The organism is Oscillochloris sp. ZM17-4, assembly GCF_019599295.1.
Classification (GTDB): domain Bacteria; phylum Chloroflexota; class Chloroflexia; order Chloroflexales; family Chloroflexaceae; genus Oscillochloris.
Genome location: NZ_JAIEWN010000004.1, coordinates 34,796 through 48,243, shown reverse-complemented (window position 1 = coordinate 48,243; position 13,448 = coordinate 34,796). Strand labels below are relative to the sequence as shown.

14 protein-coding genes and 1 pseudogene are annotated in these 13,448 nt (G+C 68.2%); 6 read left to right on the top strand and 9 right to left on the bottom strand.

The genetic code is table 11. The features are described from left to right. Positions 1–167 precede the first annotated feature (167 nt). Positions 168–941 carry a dienelactone hydrolase family protein gene (locus K2Z83_RS05155; protein WP_220594116.1) on the top strand — a complete coding sequence of 258 codons (774 nt, stop codon included), beginning with the start codon at positions 168–170 and terminating at the stop codon, positions 939–941. Between the two features lie 22 nt (positions 942–963). Here the strand turns inward: K2Z83_RS05155 and K2Z83_RS05150 are convergent, their stop codons facing one another. Both K2Z83_RS05150 and K2Z83_RS05145 read right to left on the bottom strand, forming a co-directional pair. Beyond that, complete coding sequence (locus tag K2Z83_RS05150; RefSeq protein ID WP_220594115.1) at positions 964–1,923, bottom strand: PleD family two-component system response regulator; 960 nt, start codon at positions 1,921–1,923, stop codon at positions 964–966. A gap of 346 nt (positions 1,924–2,269) precedes the next feature. Beyond that, complete coding sequence (locus tag K2Z83_RS05145; RefSeq protein ID WP_220594114.1) at positions 2,270–3,388, bottom strand: glycosyltransferase family 1 protein; 1,119 nt, start codon at positions 3,386–3,388, stop codon at positions 2,270–2,272. A 264-nt stretch (positions 3,389–3,652) separates the two neighbouring features. On the opposite strand from K2Z83_RS05145, the gene K2Z83_RS05140 reads away from it, so the two are divergent. From K2Z83_RS05140 to K2Z83_RS05130, 3 genes are all read left to right on the top strand, one after another. Next, entirely contained in the window at positions 3,653–3,943 is a 291-nt protein-coding gene (locus K2Z83_RS05140) for a hypothetical protein (RefSeq protein ID WP_220594113.1), read from the top strand. A 164-nt stretch (positions 3,944–4,107) separates the two neighbouring features. After that, positions 4,108–5,046 (top strand): cytochrome c biogenesis CcdA family protein, encoded by a 939-nt coding sequence (locus K2Z83_RS05135; RefSeq protein WP_220594112.1) that lies wholly within the window; start codon positions 4,108–4,110, stop codon positions 5,044–5,046. Beyond that, positions 5,043–5,471 carry an NUDIX hydrolase gene (locus K2Z83_RS05130; RefSeq protein ID WP_220594111.1) on the top strand — a complete coding sequence of 143 codons (429 nt, stop codon included), beginning with the start codon at positions 5,043–5,045 and terminating at the stop codon, positions 5,469–5,471. Before K2Z83_RS05135 ends, K2Z83_RS05130 begins: the two co-directional genes overlap by 4 nt. A gap of 22 nt (positions 5,472–5,493) precedes the next feature. Here the strand turns inward: K2Z83_RS05130 and dcd are convergent, their stop codons facing one another. The 5 genes from dcd to K2Z83_RS05105 all read right to left on the bottom strand — a co-directional run bounded on the left by dcd (position 5,494) and on the right by K2Z83_RS05105 (position 10,966). Further along, a complete protein-coding gene (gene dcd / locus K2Z83_RS05125) occupies positions 5,494–6,060 on the bottom strand; it encodes a dCTP deaminase (protein WP_220594110.1) in 567 nt (188 codons plus the stop codon). A 39-nt stretch (positions 6,061–6,099) separates the two neighbouring features. Beyond that, positions 6,100–7,536, bottom strand: a complete 1,437-nt coding sequence (locus K2Z83_RS05120) for a thymidylate synthase (RefSeq protein WP_220594109.1) — start codon at positions 7,534–7,536, stop codon at positions 6,100–6,102. A 71-nt stretch (positions 7,537–7,607) separates the two neighbouring features. Further along, positions 7,608–9,284, bottom strand: coding sequence for a ribonuclease J (locus K2Z83_RS05115; RefSeq protein WP_220594108.1), 1,677 nt, complete (start codon positions 9,282–9,284; stop codon positions 7,608–7,610). A 402-nt stretch (positions 9,285–9,686) separates the two neighbouring features. Further along, on the bottom strand, positions 9,687–10,241 hold the full coding sequence (locus K2Z83_RS05110; RefSeq protein ID WP_220594107.1) for a hypothetical protein: 555 nt from the start codon (positions 10,239–10,241) through the stop codon (positions 9,687–9,689). A 59-nt stretch (positions 10,242–10,300) separates the two neighbouring features. After that, entirely contained in the window at positions 10,301–10,966 is a 666-nt protein-coding gene (locus K2Z83_RS05105; protein ID WP_220594240.1) for a uracil-DNA glycosylase, read from the bottom strand. 120 nt (positions 10,967–11,086) lie between these two features. Between K2Z83_RS05105 and K2Z83_RS05100 the strand changes: the two genes are divergently transcribed. Beyond that, complete coding sequence (locus K2Z83_RS05100) at positions 11,087–11,308, top strand: DUF2267 domain-containing protein (RefSeq protein WP_220594106.1); 222 nt, start codon at positions 11,087–11,089, stop codon at positions 11,306–11,308. A 73-nt stretch (positions 11,309–11,381) separates the two neighbouring features. Next, the gene (locus K2Z83_RS05095) at positions 11,382–12,134 is read left to right on the top strand and encodes an E3 ubiquitin ligase family protein (protein ID WP_220594105.1); all 753 of its coding nucleotides are present in this window, start codon (positions 11,382–11,384) and stop codon (positions 12,132–12,134) included. A 67-nt stretch (positions 12,135–12,201) separates the two neighbouring features. Here K2Z83_RS05095 and K2Z83_RS29790 read toward each other — a convergent pair whose 3' ends face one another. Together K2Z83_RS29790 and K2Z83_RS05085 are read right to left on the bottom strand one after the other, a co-directional pair. After that, positions 12,202–13,218 carry a DNA polymerase III subunit delta' C-terminal domain-containing protein gene (locus K2Z83_RS29790; protein ID WP_220594104.1) on the bottom strand — a complete coding sequence of 339 codons (1,017 nt, stop codon included), beginning with the start codon at positions 13,216–13,218 and terminating at the stop codon, positions 12,202–12,204. A 66-nt stretch (positions 13,219–13,284) separates the two neighbouring features. Next, positions 13,285–13,448: pseudogene (locus K2Z83_RS05085) on the bottom strand (beta-ketoacyl-[acyl-carrier-protein] synthase II); the annotation flags it as partial.

Genomic DNA, 13,448 nt, shown 5'->3' with positions numbered 1-13,448 from the left:
CCCCACGGCTTCACCCACCGGGCGGGTCGGTCGCCCTACATTTTTTTACCTCCCCCTCGCCACAATCAGTGATAGAATAGACTCACTACCCATCAGCTCTCCCAGATTTGCTGCGCCGACGTGAATCGCCGGCCTATCACGGCTGCCCGCCGTGGAAGGATACCCCTATGTGCTATGACGATAACGCCCGACCGCCGCTGCCCCCCGGAGCCACCGGCAGCGCAAAAGGCATGGACGTGGTGCTCACCGCCGCCGACGGTAACCGCTTCGCCGCCTATCTGGCAACCCCCGAGGCTCCGCCCAGCGCCCTGGTGCTCGTCCTGCCCGACGTGCGCGGCCTGCACCAGTTCTACAAGGATCTGGCCCTGCGCTTCGCCGAGGTCGGCGTGGCCGCCATCGCCATGGACTACTTCGGCCGCACCGCCGGGCTCACCCCGCGCGACGACTCGTTCGAGTTCTGGCCCCACGTGATGCAGGTGACTCTGCCCGGGATCTTCGCCGACGCGCAGGCCTCGCTGACCCACATGCGCGAGCAGGGCTCGTCTGTGATGAGCAGCTTCACGATGGGCTTCTGCATGGGTGGGACGATGTCATTCCACTGCGCCACACAGGAGCAGCTCGCCCTTACCGGCGCGATCGGCTTCTACGCCGGGCTCTCGCGGGATTTCGGCGGCGGCGGGACGATGCTTGAGCGGGCGAAAGACATCAAGGTGCCGTCTCTCGGCCTCTTCGGCGGGGACGACCCAGGGATCCCGGCCGACCAGATCGCGGCCTTCGACGCGGCTCTGGGCGTGGCCGGGGTTGATCACACGGTGATCACCTACCCAGGGGCGCCGCACAGCTTCTTCGACCGACGGGCCACCGACTTCGCCGAGGCCTCGGCGGACGCGTGGGAGAAAGTGCTGGCGTTCATCGCCGCCCGCGCCGGGGCCGCAGTGTAGGGGGCGCAGCGCGCCGCGCCCTCTACCGTAGGGCGGCGCGCAGCTCGGGAAGGCTGAGACAGAGGCCGGCCCGATCATCGGCGCGGCGCAGGGCGAGCCGGACGGCCGGGGCAGAGGGGCTGGCGGCGCGGATGTGGAAGAGGCCTGCGATCCGCTCCGCGAGGAGCAGCTCGGCCGCAGCGGCCGCGTCGGCGCGGCCGAGGATGAGCACGCTCAGGTCAAAGCCGGTGTGCCCAACCAGCAGGTTGGGGCCGGCGACCCGACGGATGGCCGCGCCCATCTGGCCGGCCAGCCCGTCCACCATCGCCCGGCCGTAGGCTCCGACGAGCGCGGCATGGTTCGCGAACGACAGCTCGATGGCCGCCCAGCCGGGCCGCGCGCTGCGCGCGGGCAGCGCGGAGGCGACCTTGTGCATGCAGGGCAGCCCGGTGGCCGGGTGGTGCGGATCGTAGCAGGGCAGGCCGATGGCGCGCTCCACCAGCTCGCTGCGGGCCGGGCCGTCCAGGTCGATCATTGTCGTGATGCGGTAGAGCAGATCCTCAAAGGGGAAGGGCTTGACAATGTAGTCATCTGTCGGCGCGAGCCCGGCGTGCCGGGAGTCGCCCCGCAGGTTCATCGCCGTCACCATCAGCAGCGGGATGCGCGCGGTGCGCGGGTCGGCGCGCAGGGCCGCCGCGAGGGCGTTGCCATCCATCGTCGGCTTGTTAATGTCGGTGATGATCAGCTGCGGGAGCACGAGCCGGGCCAGCTCCAGGGTCAGCGCGCCATCGCCGCCGGGCACGCACACCAGCTCGAAGCCGTGTTCGGGCAGGAGCCGGCTGTAGATGCGCTGGATGCCCGGGTTGTCCTCGCTGATCAGGATGCGCGCGATCGGCGCTGGCGCGTCACAGGTCAGCGCCAGGGTCGGGCCGCGCACGTCTGATCGCGACGTGCGAAGCTGCTGCTGCGTGGCTGCTGGTTGGGCCTGTGTGAGCGGCGCCATGCTCTACCCTGTGATGATAGGTCCCGTGCGTTCGGGGTGCGTATGTACCATTATGAACGTGGCTTGTAACAATTCAGGTACGTGCCTCGCTGTAGTACATAACAGATTCGCCACATAGATAAGGGTACAGGGTACAGGGCACAGGGTACAGGGTACAGGTGGAGTGCATCAACTAGGGGAAGTGGGAATTTTTACGTATCCCGGTGACATGGGAGCGTGATGGGACAATGAAAAAGATCCGCTTCCCTAGCGATACGTGCCACCAAGCTGTCAAGCTGCTACGAACCTTGTCCTGCAACAAAAAAGGCCGGGTGAGGCAGATGCCTCACCCGGCCTCTCGCCATGGTCACGCGGCGCGGCGGCGCTGCACGTGCCGGTAGTGGCCCATGAGCTCGGACATGACGGTGGGCCATGAGCGGCCCTCGGCGGCGGCCCGGCCGGCCCGGCCGAGGGTGGCCCGCCCGGCGTCGTCGCGCACCAGATCGTGCAGGCGGCTGCGCAGATCGCTGGCGACGCCGGGGGCGAAGAGGTGGCCCGTCCGCCCCTCGCGCACCAGGTCGAGGGTGCCGCCGCTGCGGGCGCCCACCACCGGCAGGCCCGAGGCCATCGCCTCCTGGACGACCTGGCCGAAGGTGTCGGTGTCCGAGGGGAAGACGAAGGCGTCGGAGCTGGCGTAGGCGGCGGCCAGATCCTGGCCCTTGAGGTAGCCGGTGAAGTGGACGGGAAGTCCCTGGCAGCGGCGCTGGAGCTCGGCGCGGTAGGGGCCGTCGCCCACGAGCACCAGCCGGGTGTTTGGCAGGCCGCGGATCGCCTCGGGCAGCAGGTCGACGCGCTTCTCGGCGGCCAGGCGGCCCACGTAGAGCAGGGCGCGCTCGCCGGGCCGCAGGCCGACCGACTCGCGCCAGGCGTGGCTGTAGTTGCGCGGGTGGAAGCGCTCGGTGTCCACGCCGCGGCCCCAGATACGCAGGCGGCGGAAGCCGAAGGATCGCAGCGAGCTGAGGGTGTAGGTGGAGGGGCAGAGGTTGAGCAGGCAGCGGTTGTGGATCCAGCGCAGCCAGCCGTTCACCGCGCTCTGCATGAAGCCCAGTCCGTAGTGCCGGCTGTAGGCGCCGAAGTCAGTGTGGTAGGAGGCGACCACCGGCAGGCGCAGGCTGCGGGCGATGAAGGGCACCGCAGCGCCCATCACCGCCGGGCCGGCCAGGTGTACCAGGTCGGGCTTGAAGGCCCGCAGGCGGGCCGTGAGCCCGGGCTGGGGCGGGGTCAGCTTAACCTCGGGGTACATCGGCAGCGGCATGCCGCCGAGCGGCACCACCGGCGTGCCGGCGTACTCCTCGGGCGCGCCCTGCGGCGCGAACAGCAGCGCCTCGTGGCCCTCGCGGCGCAGGTGCTCCAGCAGGCGGCAGAGGGTGGTCGTCACGCCATTCACGTCGGGCAGGAAGGTCTCGCAGATCAGGGCGATACGCATGGTGGCCCTCGCTACACGTGAGCTATTCTCTGCGCAGTGTAGCGGGGGCCTGTTAGGGCCAGGTTATGGGCGGTTTAACGCTGGGCTAACGCCGGGTTGTGTCTGGTGTGGGAAGGGCCTCCGCCGCGTGACAATACTGTAGCCTAACCGATCTGGCGCCGCCTGGAACACCCCGATCCGACAGTGCTATAATAGTTTGAGGAGCGCCGCCGCGCCGAGCGAGTCGCCACGCCACGCTATCGGCTATGGCATAGTAGGAGCAGCATGAGCAGCCCGCAGCCCACCGTCGACGATGCGCAGGAGAGCATGGCCGTATGCACGCGCGCCCTGCGCGTCCTCTTTGAGCCCGGCGAGCCGGTGTGGATCACCGAGGCGGCGTATGAGGAGAACGGCCCGACCTGGCGCGTGACCCTGCTGTGCCCCGGCGAGCGGGGCGGCTGGTCGCGCCGGCGCTACCACTATGATATCCCGAGCGGGACGCTACACTTCGCCGGGGCGACGCCCGCCGGCGAGGGCGATCTGGCCGCCGCGCGCCAGAGCGGGCGGCGGATCTAATACCATTTCAGATTGCAGATTTTGGATTGCAGATTACCGTGCATGGCGTTCCAACGCGTTCTAGGGGCAACACCTATGCAGGTTGCTCAATCGTTCTGCCCGCCGCGAGAGCGGGTTCCGCTGCGGATGTGGCGGCCGGCCTTCCCAGAGGAGAGGAGCACTCGATGTCGTCTCAGCCCGTTGATGCCCAGCCCGCCGCTGAGGCTCAGCCCCCAAAGGATCGCTGGGGGTACCGCCGGATGCTGTTCGCGGTCGGCGCGATCGCGGTGCTGGCGGCCCTGATCATGCTTTCGCTCAACAGCGGCCAGGATGTGAGCTACCTGACCGGCGGCTCCAGCGTGCTGGTGCTGGCGGTGCCGGCCTTCCTGGCCGGCGTGCTGAGCTTCCTCTCGCCCTGCACCCTGCCCATCCTGCCGGCCTACTTCGCCTTCACCTTCCAGGCCGGCAAGCGCGGCGTCTTCATGATGAGCGTGGCCTTCTTCTTTGGTCTGGCCACCACCATCACCCTGCTGGGCGCCAGCGCGACGGCCCTGAGCGGGCTGATCTTCGACAACCGTCAGGCGCTGACCTTCTGGGGCGGGATCGTGATCATCGCCTTCGGGCTGATGGGCATGTTCGGCAAGGGCTTCGCCGGCCCGCAGATCCAGGAGCGACCGGCGGCGACGGTGCTCGGATCCTATGTCTACGGGGCCACCTTCGCCCTGGGCTGGACGGCCTGCGTCGGGCCGATCCTGGGGGCGCTGCTGACCCTGCTGGCCACCACGAGCGGCGTGGCGATCCTCCAAGGCGCGGTGCTGGCCTTCATCTACGCCCTCGGCCTGGGCACCCCGCTGATCCTGCTCTCGACCTTCTTCAACCGGCTGGGCAACGGCTCGTCCTTCTGGAAGGTGATCCGCGGCAAGGGCTTCGAGGTCAACATCCTTGGGCGGAGCCTGTTCCTGCACAGCACCAGCCTGATGAGCGGCATGCTGATGGTGGCCATGGGCGTGCTGCTGGCCAGCGGCCAGCTTGAGGCGATCTCGCGGGTGACGAACAGCAGCGACTTCGCCCAGTGGTGGGTGCAGCTTGAGAGCGGCGTCGGCCGCCTGTTTGGCCTCCAGTGAGCGGCGGGCTCATCCGCGCCGCCGGCGGCGTCGTCTTCTGCGACGGCCCGGACGGCGATCAGCTGCTGCTGCTGATCCGCGACAAGTACGGCGTCTGGACGCTGCCCAAGGGGCACCTGGAGGCCGGCGAGGACGAGCAGGATGCGGCCGTGCGCGAGATCGCCGAGGAGACGGGCATCGACTGCGATCTGGGCGACCTGCTGCACCGCATGGTCTACCCGGTGTTCAAGCGCGGGGCCTGGCGCGATAAGCAGGTGGCCTACTTTCTGGCCCGCGCTGACCACGCCACGCCCACCCCGCGCCTTGACGAGGGCATCGTCGAGGCCTGCTGGCTGCCGCCCAAGGAGGCGCTCGCCCGCCTGAGCTACGCCCAGGTGCGCGATGTGGTGCGCCGGGCGCTGGCGCGGGTCGGCCGGGAGGGGTAGGGGACGCAGCACGCTGCGTCCCCTACCCCTCATGGTCGATCTTCGGCAGGACGATCCCTACCTGGCCCTGGTACTTGCCCTTCTTGTCGGCGTAGGATGTCTCGCACTCCTCGTCGCCCTCGAAGAACAGCACTTGGCCGATGCCCTCGTTGGCGTAGATCCGCGCCGGCAGCGGCGTGGTGTTGCTGATCTCCAGCGTGACGTAACCCTCCCACTCTGGCTCTAAGGGCGTTATGTTGATCAAAATTCCGCAGCGTGCGTACGTTGATTTTCCGATCACAATACATGATACCGTGCGCGGTATGCGAAATCGCTCGACCGATCGGGCCAGGGCAAATGAGTTCGGCGGGATATCGATATGATCGACCTTCATATCAACAAAAGATCGCGGGTCGAGGTGCTTCGGGTCGACGATGACGTTCCAGACGTTTGTGAAAACCTTGAATTCGTCGGCCACCCGCATATCGTAGCCATATGACGTGAGCCCGTATGAGATCACGCCCTCGCGGATCTGCCCATCCACAAATGGCTCGATCATGCCGTGCTCAAGGGCCATCTTCCTGATCCAGCGGTCGGCCTTGATGCTCATCAGGGTCTCCTACAGTAGCAAGTTATACACACAGGTGTGCTACACGAAATCAGGTCTGTCAAGGGCGAGCGGCAGATCCTGGCGATAGGCCTCGGGCCGGCCGAGGGCTATCGCCAACTCGGCCTTCTGGAGCTCCTGTCCGAGGTAGATCGCGTGGCTGGCCTCGCCGACGTAGGGGGTGATCTGGCGGCCCAGCTCGCGGGCGCTTTCGCCGCGAAAGGTCTGCAGGTGCTCGCCGGAGGGGGTGTAGTGGCGCACCAGGATCGCGGGCGGCTCGATGGCGATCACAAAGGAGCCGCGGGCGTCGCGGGCCAGGCGCGGGTCGGCGGCGCGGTAGTGGTGGGCCAGCAGCTCCCCGGCGCGCTCCCAGTCGTGGGCGTAGATGTGGGCCGAGTGCGAGAGGATGGCCAGGTCGCCCAGGGGCAGGTCGCCCAGCCGCTCGGCGATCAGGGCCTGGAGGGCGCGCAGGCCGTAGGCGTTGGAGGCCCAGGCCCGGAAGATGTCGTGCGAGCGGAAGTAGGCGGTCAGGAAGAGCCGGGGCGTCGCGTCGCCGGGCCCAGCGCGCAGGCGGGCCTGCACCAGGTTGAGGCAGGGCGGGCTGGGGCTGCCGATATCCTGAGCCGGGCTCCAGAGGGCGGCCACGGCGCGGCGGCTCTCGCCGGAGGCCCGCAGGTCGGCCACGATCGCGGCGACCTGGTCGATAGCGCCGGCGAAGCTGCGCAGGCGCGAGCCGTAGGTGTAGCTGACGCCCTCGGGCATCCCGCCCTCCAGGAACTGGCCGAGGTAGCCGCTGTAGCCGCCGTCGGCCCCCCGCCCGCCCAGGCTCTCGCGGGTGAAGGGCATCCAGTCGGCGTGCGAGAAGGCCGCCGGGCCGGCCGGCTCGTCGCCCACCACGGTGAGCACGTCCAGGATCTCGCGCTGGTCGGAGCTGTGCTGGGTGCCGCCGCGCACGCCGAAGCTGAGCACGTGCCAGATCAGCCGGAGGTAGGCCTGGCGCACCGTGCCGGCCCTGACCAGCAGGCCAGTGGCGGCGGCGGGCAGTGCGGCGGCGGCCGGCTCGCTGTAAGGGAAGGTGATCGGCGCGGGGGCGAAGGGCTCGGCGGGGCGGCGCAGCTCGCGCAGCAGGGCGGCGATCTGCTCGGGCCGCACGGCGTCGCGCGCGTCGTGCAGGGCCACGCTGCGGCGAAAGAGCTCCACGGCCTCGCGGGAGATCTCGGGGTGCAGGCGGGTGCCGTCGCCGACGATGCGGCCCTCGGCGTCCAGCCCGTCGCGCATGAGGGCGACCAGCGCCGCGCCGCTGCCGGTGGCGTCCTTCCCGCAGAGCAGGATGGCGCGGATGCTCGGGCGGGCCAGGACGGTGCGCAGCAGGAAGCTGACCCCATCGCGCGAGTAGAGGTTGCCGGCCACCGCGTAGTCGGCCGGGTCGAGGGCGGGCAGCACGCGCTCCTGCGGCGTCCAGAGCAGGCAGACGCCCACGCGGGGCGCATCGGTATATGATGCGCCCCGCCGCCCCCAACCCCCAACCCCCAACTCCCAACCCCCAAGACCTACACCTCCATCACCACGGGCAGCACCATGGGCCGGCGCTTCGTCTCGCGGTAGAGGTACTCGCCGACCACGTCCTTGATCTTGCGGCTGATGTACTGGCTGTCGCCCTGGATGGCGTTGCCGCCGTTCTTGTTGGTCAGGGCGGTGCGCACCGTGTCCTTGGTGGACTCGATCAGGTCCTGGCTCTGGCGCATGTAGACGAAGCCGCGCGAGACCACATCGGGGCCGGCGACCAGGTCGCCGGTGGTGCCGTCGATGCTGACGACCACGATCAGCATGCCGTCCTTGGCGAGCATCTGGCGGTCGCGCACCACCACATTGCCGACATCGCCCACCGTCGTGCCGTCCACATAGATGTAGCCGACGGGGGCCTTGCCGGTGATCTTGCCGAAGCCGGGGCCGAACTCCATGATCGAGCCGCCCTCGGTGATCAGCACCTTATCCTCGGTGTACATATCGTTGAGGCTGGTGGCCAGCTTGCGGTAGATCATCATGTGGCGGTAGTCGCCGTGGAAGGGCACCACATAGTCGGGGCGGAGCAGGGACAGCACGAGCTTCAGCTCCTCCTGGGAGGCGTGGCCGGAGACGTGGACCTGGGCCTGCGCGCCGTAGATCACATCGGCGCCCAGGCGGAACAGGTTGTTGATCACGCGGCTGACCGAGACCTCGTTGCCGGGGATGGGCGTGGCCGAGACGACGACCGTGTCGCCCTGCTTGATCTTGACGTTCGGGTAGTCGCGGTTGGCCATGCGGTTGAGCGCGGCCATGGGCTCGCCCTGGCTGCCGGTGCAGACGACGGCGATCTGGTCGTCGGGGTAGGCGTTCATCTCGTGGGGCCGGATGATCGAGCCCTCGCTGGCGTGGAGGTAGCCCATCTCCAGGGCGATGCGGGTGTTGTTCTCCATGCTGCGGCCGAGGAGCAGCACCTTGCGGCCGTAGGCCTCGGCCGACTCGATCACCTGCTGGACGCGGCTGATGTTCGAGGCGAAGGTGGCGACGATCACGCGGCCGGGGGCCACGGCGAAGATGTTGTCGAAGGACTCGCCGACGCTCGTCTCGCTGGGCGTGTAGCCCCGCCGCTCGACGTTGACGCAGTCGGTGATCAGGGCCAGGGGCTTGCGCTGGCCCAGCTCGGCGAGCTTGACCAGGTCGGTCGGCTTGCCATCGACCGGGGTGTGGTCGAGCTTCCAGTCGGTGAGGTAGACCACGAGGCCGCCGGCGCAGGTGATCGCGAAGCCGACCGCGTCGGGGATGGAGTGAGCGATGTGGAAGGGCTCGATGGTGAACCCGCCGACCTGGAAGGAGTCCTTATCGTTGATCGTGATCTGCTTGACCTTATCGAGCAGGCGGTGCTCCTTGAGCTTATTGCCAAGGATGCCGTGGGTGAGCCGGGTGGCGTAGACCGGCGGGAAGCCGAGGTCGGCGCTGAGGTGGGGCACGGCGCCGATATGGTCCTCGTGGCCGTGGGTGAGCAGGATGGCCTTGATCTTGTCGGTCTTCTCGCGCAGGTAGGTGATATCGGGCAGTACCAGGTCGACGCCGAGCATATCGGAGTCGGGGAACATGACGCCGCAGTCGAGGATGAGGATCTCCTCCCCGTACTCGAGCACCCACATGTTCCGTCCGACCTCGCCGACGCCCCCGAGGGGCAGGACACGGATTCGCTGTTTTGCCATAGTCTTCGTCTGAAGCCGCAGTTCTTCATTGCAGATTGCAGATTGCAGATTGCAGATTGAAATCGACAATCTGCAATCTGCAATCTACAATCTGCAATCTAAGCGGGGCTTCGTCTCCTTTCGGGTTTGAGCACAACGCTCATTGGGGCTGCGCCGCCGCCCGAGGGGCGCGAGACGCAGCCGATCTTGCACCAGCTGGCTTATAGACAGAGCGCCCTCACGACAGGCAGCTCCAAGCTCCATCATTAGATCACTGAGCCAGATCATTGAGCCACTGAAACACTGAGGCTCGATCATTCGGCTCCTTGCTCTAGAAGAATAGACGGCGCGCGCGCCGTTTGTCACACATCAGGTCTCTTGTGGCCGCCACACACATTCTCGGATGAAAGCCAGGTCAGTGCCTCACCCATTCAGCGGCTCAGTGATGTTGCGGCGGATCTCGTTCAGCAGCTCGGCGCGATCCTCAAGGCCGGCGTAGACAGGCAGGCGGCGCGCGCCGTAGGCCTGGCGGTGGAGGAAGCGCAGCAGCGGGTTGGCGATCTGGGCGGCGGCGTCCTGGCGGAGCATGATCTCGTCCAGAGGTTCGTCGCCGTCATCGTCGGCGGGCCGCAGGCCGGCGACAGCCGACCAGGGCAGGGCGATCGTGATCCCGATCGACTCGAAGCGCAGCCCGTCCTCGCCGGCGGCGTAGGCGGCGGACCACTCCTCAAGGATGTTCCAGATCAGCAGCGGGGTGGCCACGATCATGGCGAGCATAAGCAGGGCGGGCACAACCTGGCCGACCCCGAGTCCAGAGGCGAGGCTGGCCTGGAGCGATGGCACGAACTGCGATACGCTGAGGCTGAGCCCCAGGGTGCTCACGAAGCTCCAGAGGGCGAAGGCCCAGATCAGGAGCGCGCCTACCAGCAGCACGATCGACGTGCGGCGCCCGGCGGGCGAGAGTCTATAGGTCTTCATACGAACATATCCGGTGGGGGAGGGCCAGGGAGGGCGCGCCCTCCCTGAAGCCCACCCCTTTAAAACAGGCTCAGCTGCTCAAGGGGCCGGTCATCATCAGGTCTGGCGCTCGCGGGGCCGGGGCGGGCGGCGGCCTGCTCGGCCTCGGCGCGGGCGAGGATCGCAGGCAGGCCGCGGAAGTCGGCCTCGATCAGCGGGCGGTTCTGCGGCTGGTGCAGCGCGGCGGCCGGGTGGAGCATGGGCACGATCAGGCGGCCGCCCGCCTTGCGGGGCTGGCCGTGGATGCGCGTGATCCGCTCGCCGGGAAGGAACAGGGACATCGAGAATCGCCCGAGGGTGACGATCACCGGCGGGTCGATCGCCTCGATCTGGCGGTAGAGGTAGTGCTCGGTGCAGGTGGCGACCTCATCGGGCTGCGGGTCGCGGTTCTGCGGGGGGCGACACTTCACCACGTTGGCGATAAAGACATCGGCGCGGGCGAGGCCGGCCATGGCGAGGAGGTCGTCGAGGAACTGCCCGGACTGGCCGACGAAGGGGCGGCCCTGGCGATCCTCGTGGTAGCCCGGCCCCTCGCCGATCAGCATGATCCTCGCGTCGGCGGGGCCCTCGCCGGGGACAGCGCGCGTTCGCCCGGACGCGAGGCCGCACCGCGTGCAGCCACGAACCTCCTGGGCGATAAGCTGGATTATCTCGGCAGACAAGCGGCGCGCGCTCACTTTCACCATGAGTAGCTTTACCATATCTATTATACCCCATCCGGAGGCCCGCGCACAAGGAGAACTGGGGCGAAGGTCTGCTATACTGAAGCTGACATGTGAGGACTGAGCTGACAGAAGGAGACCCCAATGAGCAAGACACTCGTCCAGCTGATCCAGGAGAAGACCGGGATCAGCGAGGAGCAGGCCCAGGGCGCCTTGAATACGGTGGTTGGGTTCCTGAAAGAGAAGCTGCCCGAGCCGATCGCCGGGCAGATCGACGGACTGGTGAGCGGGGATGTGAGCGGCGTCGCTGACCAGATCAGCAGCCTGACCGCCGGCCTGGGCGGGCTCTTTGGCAAGAAGGAGTAGTGTGTCGTCTGGGGCTGTGTGCCAGCGGCGCTGGCACACAGCCCCAGGCCGATGATTATCGTGGAGCACTTCTATGGTTTTCGGCGGATTCATCCTCATCATCATCGCGGTGATCTGCTTCTTCGTCGCCCGCTCCAACGCCAGCTCCTTAACCGCCATGAACGCGGCGGAGACCTACACAGCCCAGCTACTGGCCGAGGTACACCGCAAGATCACATCCAGCCTCGGCGCGGATGCGCTGGCCCAGGTCTGCGAGGTCGAGGGCACCATCGAGTGTGAAAAGCCCCTGCACGGCCCGGTCTCCAAGCAGCCCTGCGTGGCCTACAGCTACAGCCAGACCCGCGAGTACGAGGAGCGGGTGACCAAGACCGACGCGAACAGCAAGCGCGAGACGACGGTGGAGCGGCGCAGCGAGTCGCTCAAGAGCGAAGACCGGCAGGTGAGCTTCTATGTGCGCGACGCCACCGGGCGCACGCTGGTGCTGCCCGAGGATGCCGAGCTCGACCTGGCGGAGAGCGGGTCGCGCTTCGACGCGGCCGAGCAGCCCTGGACGGGGGCGACCCGCACGCTGGGCCAGCGCCACAGCGAGAGCAGCCTGGCCCCCGGCACGCGGGTGTATGTGCTGGGCACGGCGGTGGACCACCAGGGGCAGCCGGCGATCACCCGCCACCCCGCCAACGCCAAGCAGCGCTTCCTGGTGAGCCGCAAGAGCGAGCGCGAGCTGGCGGGCTCGGCGGCGACCTGGTCGCGCAACATGTACTACGCGGCGGCGGGCAGCGGCGCGCTCGGGCTGATCGTGCTTGTGCTCGGGCTGCTGATGGGGTAGCAAGCGCTGAGTGTTGAGTGTTGAGTGTTGAGTTCGCTCACTCAACACTCAACACTCAACACTCTCATCACGGCATGTGCATAAGCATGTTCTCGAGGACGAGCTGGGGGTTGCCGTTCTCGCGGAGCTGCTGGGCGGCGGCGCCGATGCGGCCGACGAAGGCGTGGATGGCGGGGATGGGGTGGCGGGCGGCCATGCGGGCCAGATCCTCGCGCCGGTCGATGTTGACGACGCTGTCGGGGCAGCCGGCGGCCACCAGCAGCACGTCGCGCCACCAGCCCTGCCAGAGCTCAAGCCAGGTGAAGACGGCCTCCTGCTCGCCGCCGCGGTACTCTTTGGAGCGCTGCTCGGCCCAGCGGAAGATCGCCCCGCGGCCCTGGCCGCCGAGCTGCATCAGTGCGTCGAGGTGCTCCTGGCGGGCGGCGATCGTCTCGGGCTGGGCGGTGGCCTGGATGGCCCAGCCGACCCGGCCGCCGCTCCAGGCCGCCAGCAGCTCGGCGTCCTCGGCGACGATGTTGCGGGCCAGCAGGGCCTCGGCCACCTGGCGGCGAGGCAGCGGGCGCAGGCGGATCACCCGGCAGCGCGAGACGATCGTGGGCAGCAGCTCGGAGCTGTTGGCCACCAGGATGATCGTGGCGTAGTCGGGCGGCTCCTCCAGCGTCTTGAGCATCGCGTTGGACGACTCCTCGTTGAGGCGCTCGGCGTCGTGGAGGATGAGCACGCGGCGGCGGCCCTCGTAGGGGCGCAGGCTGATGTCGCGCTGCCACTCGCGGACGGTGGCGATCTTCAGCTCCTTCTGGCGGGCGGCCTCGTCGGCCTTGAGGGCGGCGCCCTGGCTGGCCATGCCGGCGACCCGCACGTCGGGGTGGTTGCCGCGCGCGATCCGCCGGCAGGCCCGGCACTCCTGGCAGGGGTCGCCGGGGCTGCGCTCGCAGTTGAGGGCCAGGGCCATCTGCATGGCGATGGCGGCCTTGCCGAGGCCTGGCGGCCCGCTGAGCAGGTAGGCGTGGGCGTCGCTGCCGGCCAGGATGCTGCGCCGCAGCTGCTCGACCGCCCACTCGTGGCCGATGATGTTCCAGCTCACTGTAGATACCTGCTGAGGGGGTAAGGGCGCAGCAGCGCCGCGCTGCTGCGCCCTTACAGCGCCTCGCTAGATCTTCCGAAAGGCGAGGACGGAGTTGACGCCGCCGAAGCCGAAGGAGTTCGAGATCGCCACCTGGAGGTCGGCGGGGCGGGCGACGTTGGGCACATAGTCCAGGTCGCACTCGGGGTCGGGCTCCTCCAGGTTGATCGTGGGCGGGATGAGGCCGCGCT

Excerpts from the sequence above, each read along its gene's own strand:
- K2Z83_RS05110 (WP_220594107.1), bottom strand. The coding sequence starts at position 10,241 with ATGAAGACCTATAGACTCTCGCCCGCCGGGCGCCGCACGTCGATCGTG.
- K2Z83_RS05135 (WP_220594112.1), top strand. The coding sequence starts at position 4,108 with ATGTCGTCTCAGCCCGTTGATGCCCAGCCCGCCGCTGAGGCTCAGCCC.
- K2Z83_RS05105 (WP_220594240.1), bottom strand. The coding sequence starts at position 10,966 with ATGGTGAAAGTGAGCGCGCGCCGCTTGTCTGCCGAGATAATCCAGCTT.
- K2Z83_RS05155 (WP_220594116.1), top strand. The coding sequence starts at position 168 with ATGTGCTATGACGATAACGCCCGACCGCCGCTGCCCCCCGGAGCCACC.
- K2Z83_RS05095 (WP_220594105.1), top strand. The coding sequence starts at position 11,382 with ATGGTTTTCGGCGGATTCATCCTCATCATCATCGCGGTGATCTGCTTC.
- dcd (WP_220594110.1), bottom strand. The coding sequence starts at position 6,060 with ATGAGCATCAAGGCCGACCGCTGGATCAGGAAGATGGCCCTTGAGCAC.
- K2Z83_RS05145 (WP_220594114.1), bottom strand. The coding sequence starts at position 3,388 with ATGCGTATCGCCCTGATCTGCGAGACCTTCCTGCCCGACGTGAATGGC.
- K2Z83_RS05100 (WP_220594106.1), top strand. The coding sequence starts at position 11,087 with ATGAGCAAGACACTCGTCCAGCTGATCCAGGAGAAGACCGGGATCAGC.
- K2Z83_RS05140 (WP_220594113.1), top strand. The coding sequence starts at position 3,653 with ATGAGCAGCCCGCAGCCCACCGTCGACGATGCGCAGGAGAGCATGGCC.
- K2Z83_RS05115 (WP_220594108.1), bottom strand. The coding sequence starts at position 9,284 with ATGGCAAAACAGCGAATCCGTGTCCTGCCCCTCGGGGGCGTCGGCGAG.
- K2Z83_RS05150 (WP_220594115.1), bottom strand. The coding sequence starts at position 1,923 with ATGGCGCCGCTCACACAGGCCCAACCAGCAGCCACGCAGCAGCAGCTT.